Annotated in this window: 22 protein-coding genes and 1 riboswitch; of the genes, 8 read left to right on the top strand and 14 right to left on the bottom strand. The window is 67.7% G+C overall.

The features are described 5' to 3' along the window. Window positions 1-20 precede the first annotated feature (20 nt). From A6W98_RS11055 to iscR, 8 genes are all read right to left on the bottom strand, one after another. A complete protein-coding gene (locus A6W98_RS11055) occupies window positions 21-500 on the bottom strand; it encodes a hypothetical protein (protein ID WP_042461466.1) in 480 nt (159 codons plus the stop codon). Window position 501: 1 nt separating this feature from the next. Beyond that, on the bottom strand, window positions 502-1,788 hold the full coding sequence (sufD, locus tag A6W98_RS11050) for a Fe-S cluster assembly protein SufD (RefSeq protein WP_042461463.1): 1,287 nt from the start codon (window positions 1,786-1,788) through the stop codon (window positions 502-504). Further along, window positions 1,788-2,543: a Fe-S cluster assembly ATPase SufC gene (gene sufC, locus A6W98_RS11045; RefSeq protein ID WP_042461460.1), complete on the bottom strand. Its 756-nt coding sequence runs from the start codon at window positions 2,541-2,543 to the stop codon at window positions 1,788-1,790. Before sufC ends, sufD begins: the two co-directional genes overlap by 1 nt. A gap of 11 nt (window positions 2,544-2,554) precedes the next feature. Then, window positions 2,555-2,866, bottom strand: coding sequence for a heavy metal-binding domain-containing protein (locus A6W98_RS11040; protein ID WP_042461457.1), 312 nt, complete (start codon window positions 2,864-2,866; stop codon window positions 2,555-2,557). Then, window positions 2,863-3,327, bottom strand: coding sequence for a hypothetical protein (locus A6W98_RS11035; RefSeq protein WP_155734778.1), 465 nt, complete (start codon window positions 3,325-3,327; stop codon window positions 2,863-2,865). Before A6W98_RS11035 ends, A6W98_RS11040 begins: the two co-directional genes overlap by 4 nt. Then, on the bottom strand, window positions 3,324-4,856 hold the full coding sequence (gene sufB, locus A6W98_RS11030; RefSeq protein WP_042461452.1) for a Fe-S cluster assembly protein SufB: 1,533 nt from the start codon (window positions 4,854-4,856) through the stop codon (window positions 3,324-3,326). Before sufB ends, A6W98_RS11035 begins: the two co-directional genes overlap by 4 nt. A 71-nt stretch (window positions 4,857-4,927) precedes the next feature. Continuing rightward, on the bottom strand, window positions 4,928-5,974 hold the full coding sequence (locus A6W98_RS11025; protein WP_042461450.1) for a cysteine desulfurase family protein: 1,047 nt from the start codon (window positions 5,972-5,974) through the stop codon (window positions 4,928-4,930). 80 nt (window positions 5,975-6,054) lie between these two features. Then, entirely contained in the window at window positions 6,055-6,516 is a 462-nt protein-coding gene (gene iscR, locus A6W98_RS11020) for a Fe-S cluster assembly transcriptional regulator IscR (RefSeq protein ID WP_042461446.1), read from the bottom strand. A 149-nt stretch (window positions 6,517-6,665) separates the two neighbouring features. Here iscR and A6W98_RS11015 point away from each other — a divergent pair, with 149 nt between their 5' ends. The 6 genes from A6W98_RS11015 to typA all read left to right on the top strand — a co-directional run bounded on the left by A6W98_RS11015 (window position 6,666) and on the right by typA (window position 12,006). Further along, window positions 6,666-7,319, top strand: a complete 654-nt coding sequence (locus tag A6W98_RS11015) for an alpha/beta hydrolase (protein WP_042461443.1) — start codon at window positions 6,666-6,668, stop codon at window positions 7,317-7,319. 10 nt (window positions 7,320-7,329) lie between these two features. Continuing rightward, complete coding sequence (locus A6W98_RS11010) at window positions 7,330-7,578, top strand: hypothetical protein (RefSeq protein ID WP_042461440.1); 249 nt, start codon at window positions 7,330-7,332, stop codon at window positions 7,576-7,578. A gap of 251 nt (window positions 7,579-7,829) precedes the next feature. Next, window positions 7,830-9,044, top strand: coding sequence for an NADP-dependent isocitrate dehydrogenase (locus tag A6W98_RS11005; RefSeq protein WP_042461437.1), 1,215 nt, complete (start codon window positions 7,830-7,832; stop codon window positions 9,042-9,044). 115 nt (window positions 9,045-9,159) lie between these two features. Then, complete coding sequence (locus A6W98_RS11000) at window positions 9,160-9,768, top strand: YitT family protein (protein ID WP_081252048.1); 609 nt, start codon at window positions 9,160-9,162, stop codon at window positions 9,766-9,768. A 14-nt stretch (window positions 9,769-9,782) separates the two neighbouring features. Beyond that, window positions 9,783-10,118 carry a DMT family transporter gene (locus A6W98_RS10995; protein ID WP_042461433.1) on the top strand — a complete coding sequence of 112 codons (336 nt, stop codon included), beginning with the start codon at window positions 9,783-9,785 and terminating at the stop codon, window positions 10,116-10,118. 67 nt (window positions 10,119-10,185) lie between these two features. Continuing rightward, window positions 10,186-12,006 carry a translational GTPase TypA gene (gene typA / locus A6W98_RS10990; RefSeq protein ID WP_042461430.1) on the top strand — a complete coding sequence of 607 codons (1,821 nt, stop codon included), beginning with the start codon at window positions 10,186-10,188 and terminating at the stop codon, window positions 12,004-12,006. Between the two features lie 155 nt (window positions 12,007-12,161). Here the strand turns inward: typA and A6W98_RS10985 are convergent, their stop codons facing one another. The 5 genes from A6W98_RS10985 to A6W98_RS10965 form a co-directional block, all read right to left on the bottom strand. Beyond that, window positions 12,162-12,449, bottom strand: a complete 288-nt coding sequence (locus tag A6W98_RS10985) for a DUF1330 domain-containing protein (protein ID WP_042461427.1) — start codon at window positions 12,447-12,449, stop codon at window positions 12,162-12,164. Between the two features lie 4 nt (window positions 12,450-12,453). Beyond that, window positions 12,454-15,111: an alanine--tRNA ligase gene (alaS, locus tag A6W98_RS10980; protein ID WP_042461424.1), complete on the bottom strand. Its 2,658-nt coding sequence runs from the start codon at window positions 15,109-15,111 to the stop codon at window positions 12,454-12,456. A 153-nt stretch (window positions 15,112-15,264) separates the two neighbouring features. Next, window positions 15,265-16,335 (bottom strand): recombinase RecA, encoded by a 1,071-nt coding sequence (gene recA, locus A6W98_RS10975; RefSeq protein ID WP_042461422.1) that lies wholly within the window; start codon window positions 16,333-16,335, stop codon window positions 15,265-15,267. A 306-nt stretch (window positions 16,336-16,641) separates the two neighbouring features. Next, on the bottom strand, window positions 16,642-18,975 hold the full coding sequence (locus A6W98_RS10970; RefSeq protein WP_063490911.1) for an ATP-binding protein: 2,334 nt from the start codon (window positions 18,973-18,975) through the stop codon (window positions 16,642-16,644). Between the two features lie 103 nt (window positions 18,976-19,078). After that, window positions 19,079-20,254 (bottom strand): RsmB/NOP family class I SAM-dependent RNA methyltransferase, encoded by a 1,176-nt coding sequence (locus A6W98_RS10965; RefSeq protein WP_042461417.1) that lies wholly within the window; start codon window positions 20,252-20,254, stop codon window positions 19,079-19,081. 213 nt (window positions 20,255-20,467) lie between these two features. Then, a riboswitch (TPP riboswitch) is annotated at window positions 20,468-20,564 on the top strand. A 42-nt stretch (window positions 20,565-20,606) separates the two neighbouring features. Here A6W98_RS10965 and thiM point away from each other — a divergent pair. Then, on the top strand, window positions 20,607-21,422 hold the full coding sequence (thiM, locus tag A6W98_RS10960; RefSeq protein ID WP_042461414.1) for a hydroxyethylthiazole kinase: 816 nt from the start codon (window positions 20,607-20,609) through the stop codon (window positions 21,420-21,422). Continuing rightward, window positions 21,419-22,033: a thiamine phosphate synthase gene (thiE, locus tag A6W98_RS10955; protein ID WP_042461409.1), complete on the top strand. Its 615-nt coding sequence runs from the start codon at window positions 21,419-21,421 to the stop codon at window positions 22,031-22,033. Before thiM ends, thiE begins: the two co-directional genes overlap by 4 nt. Before the next feature lie 225 nt (window positions 22,034-22,258). Here the strand turns inward: thiE and A6W98_RS10950 are convergent, their stop codons facing one another. Next, window positions 22,259-24,217 carry a M1 family metallopeptidase gene (locus tag A6W98_RS10950; protein ID WP_052678010.1) on the bottom strand — a complete coding sequence of 653 codons (1,959 nt, stop codon included), beginning with the start codon at window positions 24,215-24,217 and terminating at the stop codon, window positions 22,259-22,261. Window positions 24,218-24,478 lie beyond the last annotated feature (261 nt).

The following is a 24,478-nucleotide window of genomic DNA, read 5'->3' as shown; positions in this document are numbered from 1 at the left end:
GCGTCTCGTCGGCCACGGGCCTACGCCTCGGCCTCGACCAGAGACAAGAGCCAAATCGCCAGAAAGGCAACCGCAAGAACGGTCGAGACCAGCATCAGCGCCGCACCGCCGCCGATGAAGCCCGCAACCAGACCGTGCAAGAGCCATAGCGGCGAGACGCACAAGAGCGTCCAGAACAGCGCCAGCCGCGCGCTGAACCAGCTTCCCTTGCCGCCGAGGGCCCGGGCGATCAGATGGCTCAGCGCCGCCAGCCCGTAGAAGAACAGCGGCGCCAGCGCCATCCAGCCGAACAGCGCGGCGCCAAGCAGGGCTTCGAGCGGGATCTCGGGCGACATATAGGCCTCGCGGGCCAGCCGCGGCCATTGGCCGACGAAGATGATGAGGCAGGCGATCATCAGATAGACCAGCGCGCGATCCTCGCGTTGTCCCATCCGCAACTGCCGCCGCAACGCGGCGCGCGGTCCGCGCCACGTCGCGACCATTTCGGTGGTGACCGCCATGCTACCTCCGGTGCCGCTCGAGCCAGGCAGCGAGACTGGCCGAAACCTCGTCGCGCACCGCCTCGGATTCGATCTCCTCGATGGCCTCGGCCAGGAAGGACAGGACCATCATGTCCTGCGCCTCGGCCTTCGGCACCCCGCGCGAGCGCAGGTAGAACAGCGCATCCTCGTCGATCGCGCCGGAGGTCGAGCCATGCGAACAGGCCACGTCATCGGCATAGATCTCGAGCTCGGGCTTGGCGAGGAAATTCGCCTCTTCGTCCAGCAGCAGCGATTGCGAGATCTGGTAGCCGTCGGTTTTCTGCGCCCCCTCCTTCACCAGGATCTTGCCCTGGAAGACGCCGGTCGCGCCCTTGCGCAGCACCTTCTTGAACACCTGACGGCTTTCGCAATTCACCGCGTCATGGGTGATGAAGACGGTATCGTCATGGTGAAACGCGCCATCGCCCATGCAGGCGCCCGCGACATGGGCCACGCCCTCGTCGCCGACAAGCTCGATCACCACCTCGTTGCGGGTCAGCGCGCCGTTCATGGTCAGGGTGAAGGACTTGAAGATGCTTTCCTCGCCCAGCCGCGCGAAGATATGGGTCGCGGCGCGGCGGTCATGGTCGCGGCCCTGGCTGCGCACATGATGGAAGGCGCCGCCATCGGCCACGTCGACCTCCATCACCTTGTTGAACCGCGCTGCCGCCGGACCGGTTTCCAGCACCGTCAGATCGGCACCCGACTCGACCCGGATCACGTGATGCAGGATCGCATCCGAGGTCTCGTCGCAATGGCGGTAGACCAGGTTCACCGGCTTCCCGACCCGGCCGGTCGCACGGATCAGCACGCCATCGGTGGCAAAGGCGGTGTTCAGCGCCGCCAGCGGGCGCGGCACCGGGGTCTGGCCGCGGGCCTCGAGCGTGCCGTAAAGATCGGCCGCCCAGGACAGGTCCTGCCCCTCGGCCTCGGCCAGGCGGGAGATCTCGAGCCCGGCCTGCGCCGGATCGTCCGAGGCCTCGGGGTCGAACACCCCGTCGACGAAGACGATGCGGACGCGGTCGAGCTCCTCGAAGGTCGCGTTCTCGGCGGGCGGGCGCACGCCCGCGGGAACCGGCGCGGCCGAGTTCAGCTCGTCGGGGCGGGTGAAGCGCCAGTATTCGTCGCGGCGCCCCGGCAGGCCCATCTGCTGCACCCGGGCAAGCGCCGCCTCGCGCAGGGGCCGGGTCCAGCCGGCCTGGACCGGCATCGCCAGCGCGGCCAGCCGCGCCTCGGTCGCGGTCAGTTTCGCCTGCGGCAGTCCCATCACGCGACCTCCGCCAGGATGTCGGCATAGCCGTTATGCTCGACCTCGAGCGCCAGATCGGCACCCCCCGACTTGATGATCCGGCCATTGGCCATGATGTGCACCACATCCGGCACGATATGGTCGAGCAGCCGCTGATAGTGGGTGATCACCAGAAAGCCCCGGTCGGGCGCGCGCAGCGCGTTCACACCATCCGAGACCAGCTTCATCGCATCGACATCGAGCCCCGAGTCGGTCTCGTCGAGGATGCACATCTTCGGCTCCAGCATCGCCATCTGCAGGATCTCGTTGCGCTTCTTCTCGCCGCCCGAAAAGCCCATGTTGACCGGGCGTTTCAGCATCTCGGCGTCGATCTTCAGCTCCTTGGCCTTGGCACGGACCTCCTTGAGGAAGGTGGCGGCGTCCATCTCCTCCTGGCCGCGGGCCTTGCGCTGGGCGTTCACGGCGGTCCTGAGGAAGGTCATGTTGCCCACGCCCGGGATCTCGACCGGGTACTGGAACGCAAGGAACAGCCCGGCGGCGGCGCGCTCTTCGGCTTCCATCGCCAGCAGATCGACCCCGTTCAGCGTCGCCGCGCCCTCGGTCACCTCATAGCCGCCCTTGCCCGACAGCACATAGGACAGCGTCGACTTGCCCGAACCGTTCGGCCCCATGATCGCATGCACCTCGCCCGCCCCGACGGACAGATTCACGCCCTTCAGGATCTCCTTGTCCTCTTCCTCGAGAGAGGCCCGCAGATTCTTGATTTCCAGCATGTCGATATCCCTTAGCTCAGTGTGACGGCCGTGCCCGAGGCCGACACCATCAGCATGTTGTTGATGACTTCATAATCCAGATCGACGCCGACCACGGCATTGCCGCCTGCGGCCCGCGCCCTCTGCTGCAATTCCGCAAGCGCGGTCTCGCGCGCCTCGCCCAGCGAGGCCTCGTAGGCGCCCGATCGGCCGCCGATGATGTCTGTGATGCCCGCGAAGATGTCGCGGAACACATTGGCGCCCAGGATCGCCTCGCCGACGACGACGCCGTGATAGGAGAGGATGCTGTGCCCCTCGACCGAGGGCGTGGTGGTGACGATCATGTCCGGTCCTCCTTGTCGCGCCGGTCCTTGTCGCAACGGTCCTGATCGCGAAGGCCCCTGTCGCCAAGGACCTGGTCGCCAGGGCCCCGGTCGCGAAGATCCGCGTCGCGGCGATCCTGAGTGAAAACGCGCATCCAGGCGATCATGCACAGCCCCCAGAGCAGGAACAGCACGAGCCCGAACAGCCCCTCGGCCAGCGCCGCCTGCGCCTTCGACAGCGGCACCAGCGTCCCGAGCCAGTCGATGGTCTCCTCGTCCTGCAGCGAGGCGTAGAAGATCAGCCCCTGGGCGATGATGAGAAGCCGCATCCGCGTGGTCAGGACCAGCCGCCCGCCATGTCCCGGGATCGAGGGCAGAGACAGCCGCCGCAGCCGCGCCCCCGGGCCGCGCGCAAGCTCGGGCGGATGGCGTCCTGCCCCGCGCCCCGCGCCCGGGGCCGCCATCGTCTTCGGCATGCTCACCCGACCGATCCTTCCAGGCTGATCGCCACCAGCTGCTGCGCCTCCATCGCGAATTCCATCGGCAGCGCCTGCAGCACTTCCTTGCAGAACCCGTTGATCACCAGGGCGACGGCCTCTTCCTCGTCCATCCCCCGCGAGCGGCAGTAGAACAGCTGGTCGTCATCCACCTTCGAGGTGGTGGCCTCGTGCTCGACCCGCGAGGAATTGTTGCGGACCTCGATATAGGGTACCGTATGCGCCCCGCACTTGTCGCCGATCAGCAGACTGTCGCACTGGGTATAATTGCGGCTGTTCTTGGCCTTCGGATGCATGCTGACGAGGCCGCGATAGGTGTTCTGGGCATGGCCAGCCGAGATCCCCTTCGAGACGATCCGCGAACGCGTGTTCTTGCCCAGATGCACCATCTTGGTGCCGGTATCGGCCTGCTGCCAGTTATTGGTGATGGCGATCGAGTAGAACTCGCCCTGGCTGTCATCGCCGCGCAGGATGCAGGAGGGGTATTTCCAGGTCACGGCCGAGCCGGTCTCGACCTGGGTCCACATCACTTTCGACCGCGGCCCCCGGCAATCGGCGCGCTTGGTCACGAAGTTGTAGATCCCGCCCTTGCCGTCCTCGTCGCCGGGGAACCAGTTCTGCACGGTCGAGTATTTCACCTCGGCATCGTCGAGGATGACGATCTCGACCACCGCCGCATGCAGCTGGGCGATGTCGCGCTGGGGCGCGGTGCAGCCTTCCAGATAGGAGACATAGGCCTCCTTGTCGGCGATGATCAGCGTGCGTTCGAACTGGCCGGTATTCTCGGCATTGATCCGGAAATAGGTCGACAGCTCCATCGGGCAGCGCACGCCCGGCGGCACGTAGACAAAGGAGCCGTCCGAGAACACCGCCGAATTGAGCGTGGCGTAGAAGTTGTCGGATTGCGGCACGACCGAGCCCAGATACTTCTTAACCAGCTCGGGGTGGTTGCGGATCGCCTCCGAGATCGAGCAGAAGATCACCCCCGCCGATTCCAGTTCCTTCTGGAAGGTGGTGCCGACCGAGACCGAGTCGAACACCGCGTCGACCGCGACCTTGCGGCCCTCGGCGGGCGCGGCCTCGGCGCCCTCGACACCCGCGAGGATCATCTGTTCCTTCAGCGGAATGCCCAGCTTCTGGTAGGTCTCAAGCAGCTTGGGATCGACCTCGTCGAGCGATTTCGGCTTTTCCGCCATGCTCTTGGGCCGGGCATAGTAATACTGTTTCTGGAAGTCGATCTCGGGATAGTCGACCATCGCCCAGTCGGGCTCTTCCATCTTCTGCCAGCGGCGGAAGGCCTCGAGCCGCCACTCGGTCATCCATTCCGGTTCTTCGTTCTTGGCCGAGATCAGGCGCACGATCTCTTCGCTCAGCCCCATCGGGGCATAGTCCATCTCGATCTCGGTATCCCAGCCGTACTTGTACTTGCCGGCCATCGACTGGACGGCCTCGACCGTTTCCCGGTCGACACCTTCCTTGACGTTCTTCATGTCGGCCTTGTCCAAAGCAGCCATCCTGGTCTTCCGCCTCTCTGTCTTGGCCCGCTCCTCCGAGCGGCCCGTCCGGTTCCCCGGGCCCGGCACGGTCAGCCGGTGCGGGCCCTGAATTTCGTCTCTGCCGCAAGCCAGCTTTCGGCAAAGCGTCTTACATCCTCTTCCGTCGTGCCCGGCCCCATCGAGACCCGGATCGCCGACGACGCCACCTCGTCGCCCAGCCCCATCACCGTCAGCACGCGGCTGGGACGGAGCTTGCCCGAGGAACAGGCCGATCCCGCCGAAACCGCGAAGCCGGCCAGATCCATCTGCATCACCTGCGTCTCGCCCTTCCAGCCGGGCGTGGCGAGACACAGGGTGTTGGGCAATCTCGGAACGTCTTTCCCGACAAAAATAGTCTTATTTGCGCGCTCCGCAATAAGATTTTCTAGAATACTTCTAAGCTGGGCGATTTCCGCCCATTTTCCAGCCTCAAGATCCGCGGCAGCCGCCTCGGCGGCGGCACCGAAGCCGGCGATGCCGATCACGTTCTCGGTACCCGCGCGACGGCCAAGTTCCTGACCTCCCCCGCGAATCTGCGCCTCTATGTCGCAACCCCGGCGCATGACGAGTGCCCCGATCCCCTTCGGTCCGCCGATTTTATGGGCAGAGACCAAACCCATCTGGCAGCCCAGCCAGTTGAAGGCGACCGGCAGTTTTCCGAATCCCTGGGTCATGTCGCAGACCGCGAGCCCCTCGGGGATCTCCTGAATCACCCCGGTCTCGGAATTGGCAAGCTGCAGCGCGCTCTGGGCCGGCACACGCGGCACGACCCGCCCGTCGCCATCGGGCCTCAGGCAGGGGTCGAGCCAGGCCGCGACCGCGTCATGCTCGATCTCCGAGCCCTGCAGCCAGCGCCCCGAACAGGCCAGCGCCGCGGCCTCGCTCGCGCCCGAGGTGAACACGATCTCGGCGCCTTCCGCGCCAAGCGCGGCCGCGATCTGGGCGCGGGCCTTTTCCACCAGCGCCCGCGCCGCCCGGCCCTCGGCATGGACCGAGGACGGATTGCCCACCGCATCCATCGCCGCGATCATCGCGGCCCGCGCCTCCGGGCGCAGCGGCGCGGTGGCGTTCCAGTCGAGATATACCCGCCCGGGCATGGTCTTTCCCCTTATTCTGGCCGCGCCGCCGGGCGGTCAGAGGCCGCGGAAACGGGCGGATCTGCGCCTGTCTGCGGCGCTTATTCGTCGTCGACGACGTGGAACAGCGCCGGAACCGCCGGACAGGGCGCGAGATCGTTCTTGATCACGTCCGACAGCCGGGTCTGGTGCAGGAACACGTAGACATGGGCGCTGAGCCCTTCCCACAGCCGGTTGGTCAGCGACTGCGCACGGGTGCCCGAGGTGCCGCCCGAAACGCCCGCCCCGGTATGCATGGCGCTGACGGTCTCGTCGACCGCGCCCAGCACATCCGCGACCCGGATCTCCGAGGCGGGACGGGCCAGCTTGTAGCCGCCGCCGGGCCCGCGCACCGATTCCACCAGCCCGGCCCGGCGCAGCTTGACGAAGAGCTGTTCGAGATAGGGCAGCGAGATATGCTGTCGCTTCGAGATCTCCGACAGCGAGACCAGACAGTCCTCGGGCTGCAGCGACAGATCCGCGAGGGCGACCATGGCATAGCGGCCCTTGGTGCTGAGTTTCATTGACGCTCCCCCGGCAAACAGTTGACGCAGCCCCGGAGGACGATTACCTCCGGATGCACCCCGACCCGCATATGCCGGGTTCATCCTGTCCTATGTAGCCCGTCCGATTTCGTCAAGAAATCGAAGCTACCGCGAATGAGAAGACACGCATGCCCGAGGTCATCTTTCCCGGACCCGAAGGTCGTCTGGAAGGCCGCTACCATCCCCAAAAAGACCGCGACGCCCCGATTGCCATCGTGCTTCATCCCCATCCGCAATTCGGGGGCACGATGAACAACAAGGTCGTCTACAACCTGCATTACGCCTTCCACAACATGGGCTTCACCGTGCTCCGGTTCAATTTCCGGGGCGTCGGCCGCAGCCAGGGCGAATATGACCAGGGTGTGGGCGAACTGTCCGACGCGGCCTCTGCGCTCGATTACCTGCAATCGATGAACCAGAATGCCAAGCATTGCTGGGTCGCGGGCTTTTCCTTCGGGGCCTGGATCGGCATGCAGCTTCTGATGCGGCGGCCCGAGATCACCGGCTTCGTGTCGGTCAGCCCGCCCGCCAACATGTACGATTTCTCCTTCCTGGCGCCCTGCCCCTCCTCGGGGCTGATCATCAATGGCAGCGCCGACCGCGTGGCGCCGCCGGCCGATACCAAGACCCTGGTCGACAAGCTGCACGAGCAGAAGGGCATCACCGTCACCCATGAGGAAATCGAGGGTGCGGATCACTTCTTCCAGGATCCGCACATGGATCCGATGATCGAAAACGTCACGACCTATGTCCGCCGTCGCCTGACCGAGGTGACGCGCTGAGGAGATGCCGATGTCGGCCATCGAAGATCTCGCAGACCAGCTTGCCCGCGACGCGCTCGACGCCGCGGCCAGGCTGGGCGATGACCGGCTGATCGACGATATCTCGAAGGCAATCGGCGCCTCCTCGCCGGTCTCGCAGGAAGCCTTCGTCAGCGCGGTGCGGATCCGTCAGGCGCTGGCCCGAGGCCGCGCCGTGATGGACAGCCGGTTGACACAGGCCGCCAGCCAGAAGGCCGGACCCGAAAAGAGCGGCAGCTGACGACAGCGACAGGCGGCCCCGCCCCTCCCCCACATTGCCTTCCATGCCGCGACCGCGCGCGGATGGCGCCCGACCGCCCTCGCGCGGCCCGCGCAACCGACCGGGAGCAAGACGTGCCCGCGGGAATATGACGCAGGGTCAATTCCTGACGGCCGTTTTCGTATACAACTGCATACTATCTTCCCCCATCACCCGCTTTGCGCTATCACCCGAACCGAAAGCGCGAATCCAGCACCATAAAAGAGGCGCCCATGACGAAGATCAAAGTCGACAACCCGGTCGTCGAGCTCGACGGCGACGAGATGACCCGGATCATCTGGGACTTCATCAAGAAGAAGCTGATCCTGCCCTATCTCGACCTCGACCTGCTCTATTACGATCTCGGCATCGAAGAGCGCGACCGGACCGACGACCAGATCACCGTCGATGCCGCCGAGAAGATCAAGGAAGTGGGCGTCGGCGTGAAATGCGCCACGATCACCCCCGACGAGGCGCGGGTCGAGGAATTCGGCCTCAAGCAGATGTGGAAATCGCCCAACGGCACGATCCGCAACATCCTTGGCGGTGTCGTCTTCCGCGCGCCGATCATCTGCCAGAACGTGCCGCGGCTTGTGCCGGGCTGGACCAAGCCCATCGTGATCGGCCGTCACGCCTTCGGCGACCAGTACCGCGCGACCGACTTCCGCTTCCCCGGCAAGGGCCAGCTGACGATGAAATTCGTCGGCGAGGACGGCCAGGAAATCGAGAAGGTCGTCTATGACGCCCCCGCCGCCGGCGTGGCCATGGGCATGTACAACCTCGACGAGTCGATCCGCGACTTCGCCCGGGCCTCGATGAATTACGGCCTCAGCCTCGGCTGGCCGGTCTATCTCTCGACCAAGAACACCATCCTCAAGGCCTATGACGGCCGGTTCAAGGACCTGTTCCAGGAGGTCTACGAGCAGGAATTCGAGGACCGGTTCAAGAAGGCCGGCATCACCTACGAACACCGCCTGATCGACGACATGGTCGCCTGCTGCATGAAGTGGAATGGCGGCTTCGTCTGGGCCTGCAAGAACTACGATGGCGACGTGCAGTCCGATACCGTGGCCCAGGGCTTCGGCTCGCTCGGGCTGATGACCTCGCAGCTGATGACCCCCGACGGCAAGATCGTCGAGGCCGAGGCGGCGCATGGCACCGTCACCCGCCATTACCGCCAGCACCAGAAGGGCGAGCAGACCTCGACCAACTCGGTCGCCTCGATCTACGCTTGGACCGGCGGGCTCAAGCACCGCGCCAAGCTCGACGGCAACGCCCAGCTCGCGCATTTCGCCGAGACCCTGGAACGGACCGTGGTCGAGACCGTGGAATCGGGCTTCATGACCAAGGACCTCGCGCTGCTGGTCGGCCCGAACCAGAAATGGCTGACCACCATGGGCTTCCTCGAAAAGATCGACGAGAACCTGAACAAGGCACTCGCGGGCTGATCTGCCCATCTGCGCCTCAGACAGGGGGCCGACCGCAGGGTCGGCCCTTTTTCCTTGCGCGGGACGCTGGACAAGACCCGCGCCGCACGCCATTCCCTGTGTCATGCCCACAGACATGCCGCCCCTGCCCGCCCCGCGCCACACGCTTCCGGATGACATCCAGAGCCTCGTGGTCGGCACACTGCTGGTCGCGCTCTCGGTCAGCCTGCTGAAATCGGCGGGGCTGGTCACCGGGCAGATCGCGGGACTGTCGCTGGTCGGCGCCTATGCCACCGGGATCGGCTTCGGGCCGGTCTTCTTCCTGCTGAACCTGCCCTTCTACTGGCTGGGCTACCGCCGCATGGGCAAGGCCTTCGTCCTGAAGACCTTCGCCGCGGTGGCGCTGCTGTCGGTCTTTTCCGAGCTTCTGCCCCATGTCCTGCAGATCGGTCCGGTGCATCCGCTGGCCGCCTCGCTGCTGGCGGGCGTGACCGCGGGCGCGGGGCTGCTGGCGCTGTTCCGACATGGCGCCAGCCTCGGCGGTGTCGGCATCATGGCGCTCTGGCTGCAGGAAAGCCGCGGCATCCGCGCGGGCTGGGTCCAGCTTGGCTTCGATGCGGTGGTGTTCGCGCTGGCCTTCGCGGTGATCCCGCCCTTGACCGTGCTCTGGTCGATGGCAGGCGCCGCGGCGCTCAATGTCATCATCGCCACCAACCACCGGCGCGACCGCTATATCGCGCGCTAGCTCCGGAGCCTCCCATGCCCAAGCATTACCTCTATCTTCTGCTCGCCGTCGTCACCGAGACCATGGCCACCAGTTCGCTGCAGGCCAGCCAGCAATTCACCCGGTTCTGGCCCTCGGTCCTGGTGGTGCTGGGCTATGCATTATCCTTCTATTTCATGGCGCAGACGCTGAAGGTGATGCCGGTCGGCATCGTCTATGCGATCTGGTCGGGGCTTGGCATCGTGCTGATCTCGGGGATCGGCTGGGTGGTCTTCGGCCAGCGCATCGACCTGCCCGGCGCGCTGGGGCTCGGGATGATCATCGCGGGCATTATCGTCATTCACCTGTTTTCGAAAACCGCGGCGCATTAGCTATTCGCGCTGGATTTTCGGTCCGAAAGCTTCTATCGGGCAGGTCAACCCCTTAATGAGGAAGATCATGGACCTTCGCAACATCGCGATCATCGCGCATGTGGACCACGGCAAGACAACGCTGGTGGACCAGCTTCTGAAGCAATCCGGCGCCTTCCGAGAGAACCAGTCCGTGGCCGAGCGCGCCATGGATTCGAACGATCTCGAGCGCGAGCGCGGGATCACCATCCTCGCGAAATGCACCTCGGTCGAATGGGACGGCCATCGGCTCAATATCGTCGACACCCCCGGCCACGCCGATTTCGGCGGCGAGGTGGAACGCATTCTCAGCATGGTCGACGGTGTCGTTCTGCTGGTCGATGCCGCCGAAGGCCCGATGCCCCAGACCAAGTTCGTCACCGCCAAGGCGCTGGCGCTGGGGCTGCGCCCCATCGTCGTCCTGAACAAGGTCGACAAGCCCGAGGCCGAGCCCGACCGCGCTCTGAACGAGGTGTTCGACCTCTTCGCCAGCCTCGGCGCCAATGACGAACAGCTCGACTTTCCGCATATGTATGCCTCGGGCCGCGCGGGCTGGGCCGACATGGAGCTCGACGGGCCGCGCAAGGACCTGCATGCGCTGTTCGACCTGGTTCTCGAACATGTCCCGGCGCCGAAACAGCTGGCAAAGGCCGACGGCCCCTTCAGCATGCTGGCGACCACGCTGTCGGCCGATCCCTTCATCGGCCGCATCCTGACCGGACGGGTCGAAAGCGGGGCGGTCAAGCCCGGCGATACCGTCAAGGCGCTGTCGCGCACCGGCGAGTTGCTGGAAAGCTTCCGGGTGTCGAAGGTGCTGGCCTTCCGCGGCCTGTCGCAGCAACCGATCGATAGCGCCGAAGCCGGCGACATCGTCACGCTCGCGGGCATGTCGAAGGCGACCGTGGCCGATACGCTTTGCGCGCCGCAGGTGACCGAGGCGCTGCCCGCCCAGCCCATCGACCCGCCGACCATCAGCGTCAGCTTCGGCATCAATGACAGCCCGCTTGCCGGCCGCGAGGGTAAGAAGGTGCAGTCGCGCGTGATCCGCGAGCGGCTGATGCGCGAGGCCGAACTGAATGTCGCGATCCAGGTGACCGACACTCCCGGCGGCGAGGCCTTCGAGGTCGCGGGCCGGGGCGAGCTGCAGATGGGCGTGTTGATCGAGAACATGCGCCGCGAGGGCTTCGAGCTGTCGATCTCGCGCCCGCAGGTCCTGATGCGCGAGGAGAACGGCCAGAAGCTGGAGCCGATCGAGGAAGTCACCGTCGATGTCGATGACGAATTCTCGGGCGTGGTGATCGAGAAGCTGACCGGCACCCGGCGCGGCGATCTGGTCGAGATGCGCCCCGGCGGCACCGGCAAGACCCGGATCATCGCCCATGTGCCCTCGCGCGGGCTGATCGGCTATCAGGGCGAGTTCCTGACCGATACCCGCGGCACGGGCGTCCTGAACCGGGTGTTCCACGACTGGGCGCCCTACAAGGGGGCGATCCCGGGTCGGCGCGCGGGCGTGCTGATCTCGATGGAGGATGGCGTGTCGGTCGCCTATGCGCTGTTCAACCTGGAAGACCGCGGCAAGCTGTTCATCGGCGCGCAGGAACAGGTCTATCAGGGCATGATCATCGGCGAGCATTCGCGCGACAACGATCTGGAAGTGAACCCGCTGAAGGGCAAGAAGCTGACCAACGTCCGCGCCTCGGGCACGGATGAGGCGGTGCGGCTGACGACGCCGGTCAGGATGAGCCTCGAGGAGGCCATCGCCTATATCGACGACGATGAGCTGGTCGAGGTGACGCCGAACTCGATCCGGCTGCGCAAGCGCTATCTCGACCCGCATGAGCGCAAGCGCCAGGCCCGCTCGGCGGGCTGAGCGGGAGGAATACAGCGGACGCCCTTCGGGCGAAGGCTTCAGAGGCGGCCCCATTCGGGGCCGCTTTCTTTTCGGGTATTTCTGCCAAGAAGAAACGGAAAAGGCCGCGCCCGTTTTCCGGATGCGGCCTATCTTTCGGGTTCCCGGGCGGAGAGCTACTCGCTGATCTCGACCACCATCAGCTCGCGTTCCGAGGCGCCGCGCGCGTGATCCAACGCCGCCTGATATTCCGGGCTTTCGTAGCAGGCGACCGCCGCGTCGACCGAGGGGAAGCGGGCAACCACGTTGCGCGGCCGCTCACGCCCCTCGAGCTGAACGAAGCGGCCGCCGCGGGCGATGAACGCGCCGCCATGCTTGGCGATTGCGGGCCCCGCCAGCTCGGCATATCTGCCATAGGCCTCGGCATCGGTCACGGTGACATGGGCGATCCAGAGCGCGGGCATCGGCTCAGGCCTCCAGCACGGCTTCGGCGGCGCGAATCGCGGCCTCGGCATTGGCCGCGTCCTTGGCCCCGCCCTGCGCCATGTCGGGGCGGCCGCCGCCGCCCTTGCCGCCAAGCTCGACCACCGCCGCCCGGACCAGATCGACCGCCGAGACCTTTTCCGTCAGGTCCGGGGTGACCCCGGCCGCGACCGAGGCCTTGCCATCGGCCTCGGCGATCAGCAGGATCGCACCCGTGCCGAGCCGCGCCTTGTGTTCGTCGATGATCGGCGGCAGGTCCTTGCCGGAAATCCCGTGCAGCACCTGGGTCAGGAAAGGCACGCCCCCGATCTCGCGGGCCTCGGGCGCGGCGCCCGCGGGGCCCGCCAAAGCCAGCTCGCGGCGGAGCTGGGCCACCTCATGTTCCAGCGCCCGGCGATCTTCGACCAGCGTGCGGATGCGGGCCACGACCTCCGAGGCCGGGGCCTTGACCGCTTCGGCCACCTCGGCAAGGCGACGCTCCTGCGCGATCAGATGATCGAGCGCGGCCTGCCCGGTCAGCGCCTCGATGCGGCGGATGCCAGCCGAGGAGGCGCTGTCGCCCAGGACGACACAAAGCCCGATATCGCCGGTGCGGGCGACATGGGTGCCGCCGCAAAGCTCGATCGACCAGGTCTGGCCGTCATGGCCCTTGCCGGTGGCGGCACGGCCCATCGAGACGACCCTGACCTCGTCGCCGTATTTCTCGCCGAACAGCGCCTGGGCGCCGATGGCGCGGGCGTCGTCGGGCGTCATGATCCGGGTCTCGACCGCCGAGTTCTGCCGGATGAAGCCGTTGACCTGGCTTTCGACCGCCTCGAGTTCGTCGGCGGCCATCGCCTTGGCATGGCTGAAATCGAAGCGCAGCCGGTCGGGCGCGTTCAACGAGCCCTTCTGGGCGACGTGATCGCCAAGCGTCTGGCGCAGGGCCTCGTGCAGCAGGTGGGTGGCCGAGTGATTGGCCCGGATCGCCGAACGGCGGGCGTGATCGACCCGAAGCTCGACCGCATCGCCGACCGCAAGCGCGGCCTTCGCGGGCGTCACCTTATGGGCAAACAGCCCGCCCGGCATCTTCTGGGTGTCGAGGATCTCTCCCCGGCCCTCGGGCTTGAGATAGGTGCCGGTATCGCCGACCTGACCGCCCGATTCCCCGTAGAAGGGGGTCTGGTTGACGATCATCCAGCCGGTCGTTCCGGGGGCAATCTCGGTGACCTCGGCGCCCTCGGCCACAAGCGCCATCACCTGGCCCTCGGCGGTCTCGGTGTCGTAGCCGAGGAATTCGGTCGCGGCGACGCGCTCGGCGATCTCGAACCAGATCGTCGATTCCTTGGTTTCGCCCGATCCCGACCAGCTGGCGCGGGCCTTGGCGCGCTGTTCGGCCATCGCGGCATCGAAGCCCGCCACATCGACCTGACGCCCCTTCTCGCGCAGCGCGTCCTGGGTCAGGTCGAGCGGGAAGCCATAGGTGTCGTAAAGCTTGAACGCCGCCGCGCCGGGCAGATCGCCATCCTCGGGCAGACGGGCCAGTTCCTCGTCGAGAAGGCGCAGCCCGCGGTCGAGCGTCTGGATGAAGCGGGTTTCCTCGAGCTTCAGCGTCTCTTCGATCAGGGCCTGGGCGCGGTGCAGTTCCGGATAGGCCGCGCCCATCTGGGTCACGAGCGCCGGCACCAGCCGGTACATGACCGGGTCCTGGCTGCCCAGAAGGTGGGCGTGGCGCATGGCCCGGCGCATGATCCGGCGCAGCACGTAGCCGCGACCGTCATTCGAGGGCATCACCCCGTCGGCGATCAGGAAGGAGGTCGAGCGCAGGTGGTCGGCGATCACCCGGTGATGGACGTTGCCCGGCCCGTCGGGCTCGGTCGAGGTGGCATGCGCCGAGGCCTCGATCAGGTCGCGCATCAGGTCGGTGTCGTAATTGTCATGCTTGCCCTGCAGCAGCGCGCCGATCCGTTCCAGCCCCATGCCGGTATCGATCGACTGCGCCGCCAGCTCGCGCCGGGTGCCGTCCTCGAACTGCTCGTATTGCATGAAGACGAGGTTCCAGATCTCGATGAAGCGGTCGCCATCCTCGTCGGCCGATCCGGGCGGGCCGCCCCAGATGTGATCGCCGTGATCGTAGAAGATCTCGGTGCAGGGGCCGCAGGGGCCGGTATCGCCCATCTGCCAGAAATTGTCGCTGGTCGGGATCCGGATGATCCGGTCGTCGGAGAGCCCCGCGACCTTCTTCCAGATCGCCGCCGCGTCGTCATCGGTATGATAGACCGTCACCAGAAGCCGGTCCTTCGGGATCCCGAATTCGCGGGTCAGCAATTCCCAGGCGAAGGGGATGGCCTCGGACTTGAAATAGTCGCCGAAGCTGAAATTCCCCAGCATCTCGAAGAAGGTATGGTGGCGCGCGGTATAGCCGACATTATCGAGGTCGTTATGCTTGCCGCCGGCGCGCACGCATTTCTGCGCGGTGGTGGCGCGGGTATAGTCCCGTTTCTCGACCCCGGTGAAGAGGTTCTTGAACTGCACCATGCCCGAATTGGCGAACATGAGCGTGGGATCGTTGCGGGGAACGAGCGGCGAGCTGTCGACCACCTCGTGGCCGTTCCGTTCGAAATAGCTCAGGAATGTCGAGCGGATTTCGTTCAGGCTGGGCATCGGTCTGAGACCTTTCGGGGGAGTTTTTCCGGTTTGTCGTCCGATGTATCGCCGCGGGCGGGGCCTGTCCATGGGTCAGACACAAGCCATGCCCCGAATGCGCAACACCCGCCACGAGGGGCGGGTGTTCACGGCGTCGGCAGGACAGGACCGTCAGTCCTCGATCATCTCGTCATTCTCGTCGCCGCTTATGTGGAAATCGAGCCCGTGCGCGGCACGGATCTTGTCCTCGATCTGCAGCGCGACGGCACTGTTCTCGCGCAGGAAATTCTTGGCATTCTCGCGCCCCTGCCCGATCCGCTCGTCGCCATAGGAATACCACGAGCCCGACTTGTCGACCACGCCCGCCTTGACGCCCAGATCGAGGATCTCGCCCATCTTCGAGATGCCTTCGCCATACATGATGTCGAATTCGACCTGCTTGAAGGGCGGGGCCACCTTGTTCTTGACGACCTTGACCTTGGTGGCGTTGCCCACCACCTCGTCGCGGTCCTTGATCGACCCGATCCGGCGGATATCCAGCCGGACAGAGCTGTAGAATTTCAGCGCATTGCCACCGGTGGTGGTCTCGGGGCTGCCGAACATCACGCCGATCTTCATCCGGATCTGGTTGATGAAGATCACCATGCATTTCGAGCGGCTGATCGAACCCGTCAGCTTGCGCATCGCCTGGCTCATCAGCCGGGCATGCACGCCGACATTGGAATCGCCCATGTCGCCTTCGAGTTCCGATTTGGGTGTCAGCGCGGCAACCGAATCGACCACCACCATGCTGACCGCGCCCGAGCGCACCAGCGTGTCGACGATTTCCAGGGCCTGTTCGCCGGTGTCGGGCTGGCTGATCAGAAGCTCGTCGAGATTCACGCCAAGCTTTCTGGCATAGACCGGATCGAGCGCATGTTCTGCATCGACGAAGGCGCAGACGCCGCCCTTCTTCTGCTCCTCGGCCACGCAATGCAGCGTCAGCGTCGTCTTGCCCGAGCTCTCGGGGCCGTAGATCTCGATGATCCGGCCCTTGGGCAGACCGCCGATCCCCAGCGCGATGTCGAGCCCGAGCGAGCCGGTCGAGGTCGACTCGATCTCCTGCACCGGGTTGTCGGCACCCAGCCGCATGATCGAGCCCTTGCCGAACTGCCGTTCGATCTGGGCCAGCGCCGAGTCGAGCGCCTTCTGTTTGTCCGAAGCTTTCTTGTCTGCCATGTCCAGGAGGTTCGCCGTCGCCATGTTTGGTTCCTTATTCCACACCCGGAAGCGGGCGGCAATCGCTGCTATCGTTCGTGGATTGTTCTCAACCATATGAGACCAAAAAGAGAACATTTCAAGTCAAATTGTTCCCGTTCTCAGGATTGGCCGAAACGGTTAAGGAAGTGTTCACGACGGGCAAGATCGTGCTGGATGACGGCCGGGCGACAACGGATATCGCTTGAAGGTGGCATCGCATATATTTGATTATTAAATACAATTCCAGATTCCATTCACACCCGGCGGCGCCGCAATCGGATCAATGAAGGCGGGCGGTGCCGCGCCCGCTCACGGCACCTGCTCTGGCAGCTTGCCCTTGTCGCGCTGCCCCTCCGTATCGCCCGGCTCGGCGGCGGCGCGCAGCTGGCGCTGGACCGTGGCGGTCAGATCGGCCAGCGAGAACGGCTTGGGCAGATAGACCGAATTCGGGATCCGCGCCTTGATCTCGCCGAAGCTGTCCTCGGCATAGCCCGAGACGAAGATCACCCGGGTCCCGGGACGGGCGGCCAGCGCCTTGCTGACCCAACCCGGGCCGTCGAGCCCCGGCATCACCACATCGGTCACGAAGACATCGACCTTGAGCTCGGGATCGGCCAGCGTTTCCAGCGCCTCCTCGCCGCTTTCGGCCTCGAGGACGGTATGGCCGCGCATGCGCATCGCGCGGGCCGCGAAGGAGCGGACCGGCGCCTCGTCCTCGACCAGCAGGACCACCGCCGAGCCCGGCATGTCCTCGACCGCACCGCTCTCCTGCAGGGGCGCGACCGGGCCGACCTTGCCGCTATGGGTCGGCAGGTAGACCGAGAAGCAGCTGCCCTGCCCGACCGTGCTGTCGACGAAGACGAAGCCGCCGGTCTGCTTGACGATGCCATAGACGGTCGAGAGGCCGAGCCCGGTCCCCTCGCCGGGGCGCTTGCTGGTATAGAAGGGCTCGAAGATCTTGCTCAGACGGTCGGGCGGAATGCCCTGGCCCTCGTCGCGCACCCGGATCATCGCATAGGGGCCGGGCGGCACCACGGCGCGGTCGCGCTGCAATTCGGTGCTCAGCTGCACCGCCTCGGTCTCGATCCGGATCTCGCCGCCCTCGGGCATCGCATCGCGGGCATTGACCACCAGGTTCATCACCACCTGTTCGAGCTGGCGCTTGTCGGCGCGGATCGGCGGCAACGCCTCGGCATGGCGCATCCTCAGCTGCACCTTCTCGCCCACCAGCCGGTCGAGCAGATGGGCCAGCTCGCCCATCGTGTCGCGCAGGTCGAGCACCTCGGGGCTCAGCGTCTGCTTGCGCGAGAAGGCCAGAAGCTGGCCCACCAGGCTTGCCGCGCGGTTGGCATTCTGGTGGATCTGCACCAGATCGCCGTAATCGGGATCGCCCGCATCATGGCGCAGCATCAGCAGGTCGCAATGGCCCGAAATCGCGGTCAGCAGGTTGTTGAAGTCATGCGCCACCCCGCCCGCAAGCTGGCCGATCGCCTGCATCTTCTGGCTTTGCGTGAACTGCGCCTCCAGCGTCTTCATCTCGGTCACGTCATGCAGCACCGCGACCAGCGCGCCCTCGGCCATCCGCGCCAGCGCCACCTGCACGAAGACCTCGCGGTCGTCGCGCGCGACCCGCAGCACCTCGGCCGTGTTCGGCGCGCGGCCCTGCGCGGCATCGGCCAGCCAGTCGCTGACCGGACGGCCGAGCCCCTCGAGCCGGTCGCAGAGGTTCAGCGCCTCGCCCGGCTCGCCGCCCAGAAGCCGGACCGCCCGGGCGTTGGACAGCCGCACCGTGCCGTCGGTATCGAGTTGCAGAAGCGCCACCGGCAGCGCATCGAGAAACCCCTCGGGCGCCTCGGCGACGCGGGAGGCGGGCCCTTGCGGCAGGATATAGAATTCGCGCCCGCCATCGGCCATGCGCAGCTGCAGCAGGCGGCGCCGGCTCGGACCTTCGGGGGTCTCGACCACCACCTCTTCGGTCTCGTCCGAGGCCCCGGCCAGAAGCGCCGCGACCGCCTCATGGCTCTGCCCCACCAGCGCGCGGGCGGCGGCGTTGATCACCGAAAGCCGTCCGGCCGGGTCGAGCCGCACCATCGGCAGCGCGATCTCGGGGCCGTCGGTCGCGCTGGAATCGAAGCGCCACAGAAACAGTCCCGAACCCGCCCGCTCGACCCCGACCTGCAGCGGCCCCGATGCCAGCGAGCGACGGGCCGAGGCGGGCAGCCCCCTTGCTGCGGCCGCGATCAGATCGCCGACCGCGCGCCGGGGATCGGCAAACAGCGCCTGCAGGGCGTCGGCCACCGGCTGGCCGCGCATCGCCGCGACCCGGCGCTGCGCCTCGGGGCTGGCGATCAGCACCCGCCCTTCTGCATCGGTGACCAGCGTGGCGCCGGGCGTGCAGGCACAAAGCCGTCTGAGCCTGTCGGAGGGAATATCGGAGACCGGCCGCCCCAGGATCCGCAACAGCGCGGCCAGACAGCCCAGGGTGACGCCCGCGGTCAGCAGCGGCGCGAAAAGCCAGGGCCAGGGCGAGGTCCAGGCCGCGATCGCAAGCAGGATGCCAAGGGCCAGCGCGACCCAGGCACGATCGGCAAAAGCGGCGGCCGAACGGCGGACAGACAGCAATACGGGCATGAAATGCGGCAAGAGAGCCTCCCGGCAGGACGGTTTCGCCCACTCTTCTCCACAGGTATTAACCTCGGGTTAATACGGCCGCGCGGACCAGAGGATGGCCGATCTTCGCCGCCGCTCAGCCCGGGCGCCGCATCACCGCGGCATAGAACCCGTCGCCGCCGTCGAGCGGCGTCAGCCGTCGTTCGGAACTGAGCACCCAGCCCGGGAAGGCGGCGAGAAACCGGCCGATCCGTGCACCGTTCTCGGCGGCAAGCAGCGAACAGGTCGCATAGGCAAGATGCCCGCCCGGCGCCACCAATCCGGCCGCGCGACCGAGAATTTCTTCCTGCAGCGCGGTCAACCGGGCGAGATCGGCAGGGCTGGTGCGCCATTTGGCCTCCGGGCTCCGGCGCCAGGCACCGCTGCCCGAACAGGGCACATCGCACAGCACCAGATCGAAGGGGGCGGCCTCCCCCAGCGCGGTACCGTCGAGACAGTGCACCGCGACCCCTGCCCGTTCGGCCCGCGCGGGCAGATCGCGCATCCGCTGCGGCGCCGCGTCATGGGCGAAATGCCGGGCGCCCCCGCGCGCGGCCATCGCCAGCGTCTTGCCGCCGCCGCCCGCGCAATAGTCGAGCACCCGCGCGCCCTCGGCCAGCGGCATCATGTCGGCCACCGCCTGCGAGGCAGCATCCTGCAATTCGACCAGCCCCTCGGCAAAGGCACGCGACAGATGCACCCGGCGCGCGCCCGCCACCACCTCCAGCGCTGTGGGCGAGAGCGCATGCGGGCGGGTCTCGACCCCCTCCCCGGCCAGCCGCGCCGCCACCGAAGCGGGGTCGCCCAGACGCGTATTGACCCGCAGGAACACCGGGGCGCGCTGCCGGAGCCGCTCCATCACCGGACGGAAATCGGCCCCCAGGCTCTCGCGCAGCAGCCGCTCCAGCGCCTCGGGGCAATCGCAGGCGACCGGCTCGGGCAGATCGGCAAGCGCCGGCCCCGGGGCGCGTTCCTCCGGCCCCAAAGGCGCCGGGGCATGGCCCAGGCCGGTGAAGACGGTGTCGGGATCGGTGCCCGCGGCGCGCAGCATCCCCAGCATAAGCCCGCGCCCGGTCGCGGCCCCGCCCAGCGCGGCGAAGGAGCGCAGGCAGCGGATCGCATCGAAGACATGATCGCGGATCGCGGCGCGGTCCTTCGATCCGGCAAAGCGGTTCTGCCGCGCCCAGGTGGTCAGCAGCTTTTCGGCCGGCGCGCCCGCGCGCCAGGCATCGAGCAGCTCGGCCGCCGCCGCGATCCGCGCCGCGGGCGTCATCTCGCCCCCCGCACGGTCCGGATAAACCTGCGCCCGCCATCACTGGCCCCTGCCTCGCGCCCCGTCATCCCTGGCTCCTTCGCGCCTTTTTTCGCCTGGCTCCACGCCCTCCGGGGCCGTCGCCTGCCCGCCTTCTGGCAGCCGCATTCGGCGCTGGCAAGCCGCGGCCGCCGCCAGAGGACTTTCCATCCGCGCAAGGACGTGGTTTGCTGGCAGCCGTGACAGGGGCGTCCGGACCGATCCGGGCTGAGAAGCACCCTTAGAACCTGAACCAGATCATGCTGGCGGAGGAAGTCGCGTGCCGTGTCCCGACGGGACCGATGCGTCTGCCCGCCCCCCAAGGAGGACCGCGATGCATCCCCCCGCAGACCACCCGATTCGAACGCCCGCAGAGCATCTGGCCGCGATGCGCGAACGCGCGCCCCTGGTGCAGTGCATCACCAATTTCGTCGCCATGAACGTGGCCGCGAATGTGCTGCTGGCGGCGGGCGCCTCGCCGGCGATGGTGCATGCGGCCGAGGAAACCGGCGAGTTCACACCGCTGGCACAGGCGCTTTCGATCAATATCGGCACGCCCTCGCCCGGCTGGGCGACGGGGATGCGGGCCGCGGCCGCTGCGGCGCGGGCGGCGGGGCTGCCCTGGGTGCTCGACCCCGTCGCGGTCGGCGCCACCAGCTACCGGCAGGCGCTTTGCGGCGATCTCATGGCCTTCGAACCGACGGTGATCCGGGGCAATGCCTCGGAAATCCTGGCCCTGGCCGGGGTCGAGGCGCGCGGCCGGGGCGCCGACAGCGCCGATACCGTCGAGGCCGCCGAAGCCGCGGCACGGGCGCTGGCAGAGCGGAGCTGGGCCGTGGTCGCGGTCACCGGGCCGGTCGATTACGTGACCGATGGCGCACGGGCCTGGCGTATCGCCAACGGCCATCCGCTGATGCCGAAGGTCACCGCGCTGGGCTGTTCGCTGACGGCACTGGTCGCGGCCTTCCTGGCCGGCGGCGGCGACCGCGCCGAGGCGACCGTCGCGGCGCTGGCCTGTTTCGGGCTGGCGGGCGAACAGGCGGCCGAGGGCGCGGCCGGGCCGGGCAGCTTTGCGGTGGCGCTGATCGATGCGCTTCATGCGATGACGCCCGAGACGCTCGAGCGCGGCGCCCGGGTAAGCGCGGCATGATCCGCGGCAGGCTTCCGGTCTATTTCGTGACCCCCGACGGCGCCTCGCCCGAGCTGGTTCTGGCCGCGGTCCGGGGCGGCGCGACCATGGTGCAGCTGCGCGACAAGAAGGCCGGGGACGATGCGCTGATCGAGCTGGTCCGCGCGCTGAAACCCGAGCTGGCCCGGCGCGGCGTTCCGCTGATCGTGAACGACCGGCTCGAGGTGGTGCTGGCCTCGGGGGCGGACGGGCTTCATGTCGGCCAGTCCGACGGCTCTCCGCTGGCGCTGCGCCGGGCACTGGGGCCGGGGCGGCTTCTGGGCCTGTCGGTCGAAGCCATGGCGCATCTCGGCGCGATACCTGCCGGTGTCGTCGATTATCTCGGCGTCGGGCCGGTGCGGGCGACCGCCACCAAACCCGATCACGCAGCACCGCTCGGCCTTGGCGGGCTGGCGCGGATCGCGGCGGCGAGCGCGCTGCCCTGCGTCGCCATCGGCGGCGTCGGCGCGGGCGATGCACACGCGCTCAAGGCGGCCGGAGCCGCGGGCATGGCCGTCGTCTCGGCGATCTCGGCCGCCTCCGATCCCGAGGCCGCCGCCCGCGCGCTGGCAGGGGCCTGGAGGAACGCCTGAGACCGGCCGGAGCGCGATGCCGGTGCCCCCTCGTGGGATGGCGTCGCGCTCCGGCACGGGGACGATTACGGCAAAGGCAACAGCCCGAGGATGGCCGGCATCCGATGAACGCAACCGGTCCAGGCCGGGTCACGGGACGGCGGATCAAGAAAGTCCTCAGGCACGGAAAACCTGCCCGAGGCGGCACCGACCCGATCCGCAGCGGACGGTCGCAGCGCTGCCCGCTCAGTCGAAACGGCGGCGCAGTCCGGAGGCCCCGGCCGGCCAGTCGCCCGCCGCCACCCGGGCGCCATCGGCGAAGGCAGCATAGCTTTGGCCCGCCTGATAGCGCAGCCCCCCCAGCTCGGGCAGCAGATCCTCCGTCCGGTCGGCCGAGAGAAAACCGATCAGCCGCCCGCGGGCATCGCGCTCGACCCAGGCGCGGGCGCGGCCCGCATCCATGCTCCAGGGGGCGGGCGCGGAGAGATGCGCGCGGCGCCAGGCCGCCACCTCGGCACCGGAGCCGAGCACGACCAGCACCGGCGCAGCCTCGGCCGCCGCCGCATCGACCAGCCGCGGCGCGCCATGCAGCAGCCGCGGGCCAAGCGCCGCCGCCGCCGCCCCGGCGCCCTCGCCCAGCGCCAGCAGCGCGGGGTCGGGACCGGCGAAGAGATCGCCCAGCATCGGCGGCACCTCGCCCGGGGCCAGCTCCCGCGCCAACTCGAAATCGGGATCGACCGCGACCGCGCGCGGTCTTGCGGCCAGCGCCAGCGTGACCTCGGCGCGGGCACCGTCGAGCGCCACGATATGGCGCTCGGCCCCCGCCTCAGTCTCGACCGTCACCGGCACGCGCAGCCGATAGAAAGGCGCGGACTGGCCGACCACCAGATGCAGCTTGCGCCCCTCGGGTTCGGCCGCCTCGATCCGCAGCGCGGGCAGCCCGCTCCGGGTCAGCCACTGATCGAAGAACCAGCGCAGATCGCGCCCGCTGGCGGCCTCGAAACCGGCGCGCAGATGATGCCAGGCCGCCACCCGGTCGTAGCGTTCCCGATAGAAGCGGCGCAGCCCCGCCTGCCAGTCTTCTTCCCCGAGCTCGGCCCTGAGCATGTGAAACAGGAAGGCCGCCTTGCCATAGCCGACCGCCTGGCGCGCGCCATGCGCGGCGGCGCGGAACTCGGTCAGCGGGCGGTCCTCGGCGGCGGGCAGCGCCGCGAGATCGCGCAGCCAGCCCAGCCGCATCTCGCGCGCCTCGGCCGCGCCCGCCTCCTCGGCCAGGGCGTAATCGGCCATGTAGGTGGTCAGCCCCTCGCTCCAGTTGCCGCGCCGGTAATCGACCCCGACCGCATTGCCCCACCAGGAATGCAGCACCTCATGCGCAAGCGACCGGCCCCGCATGTAGCCATGGCCGAGGATCGCCTGGCTGACATAGGTCATCCCCGGCAGCCCGAGCCCCACCGGGATCGGCGCCGAAACCACCGAGAAGCCGTCATAGGGATAGGGGCCGATCGCGTCGGAATAGCGGTCGATATAGCCAGCGGCCGCCGCGATATAGGCCGGCGAGAAGGCCGCGTCGCGGGGCTCGAAATAGGTGCGCAGTCGAAGCCCGCGATGCATCGCCTCGTTCACCGCATAGCGCCCCGCGAAGACCCCGAGATCGCCGGCCCGCCCGGTGAAGACGAAATCGGCCCGGCGGCCGTCGGGATGCACCCGCTCGTCGGACAGCCTGCCGGTCGCGGCCGGGCGCCAGCCCGGGGGCACCTCGAGGCTCAGCTCGAAACGCGCGCGGGGCGCCGCATCGACCGGCAGCCAGCCCGAGCCCAGAAGATAGCTGGCGGTCTCTCCGCGCCCCGCCGCCTCGATCCCGGGCGACAGCTCGGGCAGGGTCCCGCTCAGCCGGACCGTCACCGAACGCCCCATATGCCGCGCCGCCCGGATCACCCCCGAGGCGGGCAGCGGGCTCGGCTCGCCGCCGATCAGAAGCGTCTCGACGCTCAGCCAGTCCTGCCTGGGCAAGGCCACATCGCCCTGCGGCGCGGGCAGGCGCGCATCGAGCGTCAGCGCGCCGCTGGCCGGATCGAGGTTCAGCCGCACCGCCTCCTCGCCCAGCATCTCGCCATGCGGCCCGGCCAGAGCGGCCGTCTCCGGCACCCCGCCCAGCGCGGCGAGAACCGGGATGGCGGCCAGAACAAGACGGCGAAGACGCATCGGACAACCTCCGGACAGGAACATGCCGGAAAAGGTTAGGCCCGGTTCGGCCGCAGAGCCAGCGGATTGCGCGCCCGTCGCGGGCCGGACCGCCATTCGTCCCGCCACGCGGAAACCGGGCAGGTTTCCACGCCAGAGGGTCGTATCGGGAAATTCGCCCACCACCGGCGTCACAACCGGAGATACGACCCTTTTCAACCAGGGTTATCGCCTTCTGCGGAGAATTTTGTTCTACTGCTGCAAAATTCTCAGGGAGTGCCC

This window comes from Rhodovulum sulfidophilum DSM 1374, from assembly GCF_001633165.1.
GTDB classification, from domain to species: Bacteria; Pseudomonadota; Alphaproteobacteria; order Rhodobacterales; family Rhodobacteraceae; genus Rhodovulum; species Rhodovulum sulfidophilum.
This window is presented reverse-complemented; position numbering and strand designations above follow the sequence as displayed.

Bases quoted from the DNA above. Each gene is read 5' to 3' on its own strand.
- A6W98_RS11055 (WP_042461466.1), bottom strand. From the start codon at position 500: ATGGCGGTCACCACCGAAATGGTCGCGACGTGGCGCGGACCGCGCGCC.
- sufD (WP_042461463.1), bottom strand. From the start codon at position 1,788: ATGGGACTGCCGCAGGCGAAACTGACCGCGACCGAGGCGCGGCTGGCC.
- sufC (WP_042461460.1), bottom strand. From the start codon at position 2,543: ATGCTGGAAATCAAGAATCTGCGGGCCTCTCTCGAGGAAGAGGACAAG.
- A6W98_RS11040 (WP_042461457.1), bottom strand. From the start codon at position 2,866: ATGATCGTCACCACCACGCCCTCGGTCGAGGGGCACAGCATCCTCTCC.
- sufB (WP_042461452.1), bottom strand. From the start codon at position 4,856: ATGGCTGCTTTGGACAAGGCCGACATGAAGAACGTCAAGGAAGGTGTC.
- A6W98_RS11025 (WP_042461450.1), bottom strand. From the start codon at position 5,974: ATGCCCGGGCGGGTATATCTCGACTGGAACGCCACCGCGCCGCTGCGC.
- iscR (WP_042461446.1), bottom strand. From the start codon at position 6,516: ATGAAACTCAGCACCAAGGGCCGCTATGCCATGGTCGCCCTCGCGGAT.
- A6W98_RS11015 (WP_042461443.1), top strand. From the start codon at position 6,666: ATGCCCGAGGTCATCTTTCCCGGACCCGAAGGTCGTCTGGAAGGCCGC.
- A6W98_RS11010 (WP_042461440.1), top strand. From the start codon at position 7,330: ATGTCGGCCATCGAAGATCTCGCAGACCAGCTTGCCCGCGACGCGCTC.
- A6W98_RS11005 (WP_042461437.1), top strand. From the start codon at position 7,830: ATGACGAAGATCAAAGTCGACAACCCGGTCGTCGAGCTCGACGGCGAC.
- A6W98_RS11000 (WP_081252048.1), top strand. From the start codon at position 9,160: ATGCCGCCCCTGCCCGCCCCGCGCCACACGCTTCCGGATGACATCCAG.
- A6W98_RS10995 (WP_042461433.1), top strand. From the start codon at position 9,783: ATGCCCAAGCATTACCTCTATCTTCTGCTCGCCGTCGTCACCGAGACC.
- typA (WP_042461430.1), top strand. From the start codon at position 10,186: ATGGACCTTCGCAACATCGCGATCATCGCGCATGTGGACCACGGCAAG.
- A6W98_RS10985 (WP_042461427.1), bottom strand. From the start codon at position 12,449: ATGCCCGCGCTCTGGATCGCCCATGTCACCGTGACCGATGCCGAGGCC.
- alaS (WP_042461424.1), bottom strand. From the start codon at position 15,111: ATGCCCAGCCTGAACGAAATCCGCTCGACATTCCTGAGCTATTTCGAA.
- recA (WP_042461422.1), bottom strand. From the start codon at position 16,335: ATGGCGACGGCGAACCTCCTGGACATGGCAGACAAGAAAGCTTCGGAC.
- A6W98_RS10965 (WP_042461417.1), bottom strand. From the start codon at position 20,254: ATGACGCCCGCGGCGCGGATCGCGGCGGCGGCCGAGCTGCTCGATGCC.
- thiM (WP_042461414.1), top strand. From the start codon at position 20,607: ATGCATCCCCCCGCAGACCACCCGATTCGAACGCCCGCAGAGCATCTG.
- thiE (WP_042461409.1), top strand. From the start codon at position 21,419: ATGATCCGCGGCAGGCTTCCGGTCTATTTCGTGACCCCCGACGGCGCC.
- A6W98_RS10950 (WP_052678010.1), bottom strand. From the start codon at position 24,217: ATGCGTCTTCGCCGTCTTGTTCTGGCCGCCATCCCGGTTCTCGCCGCG.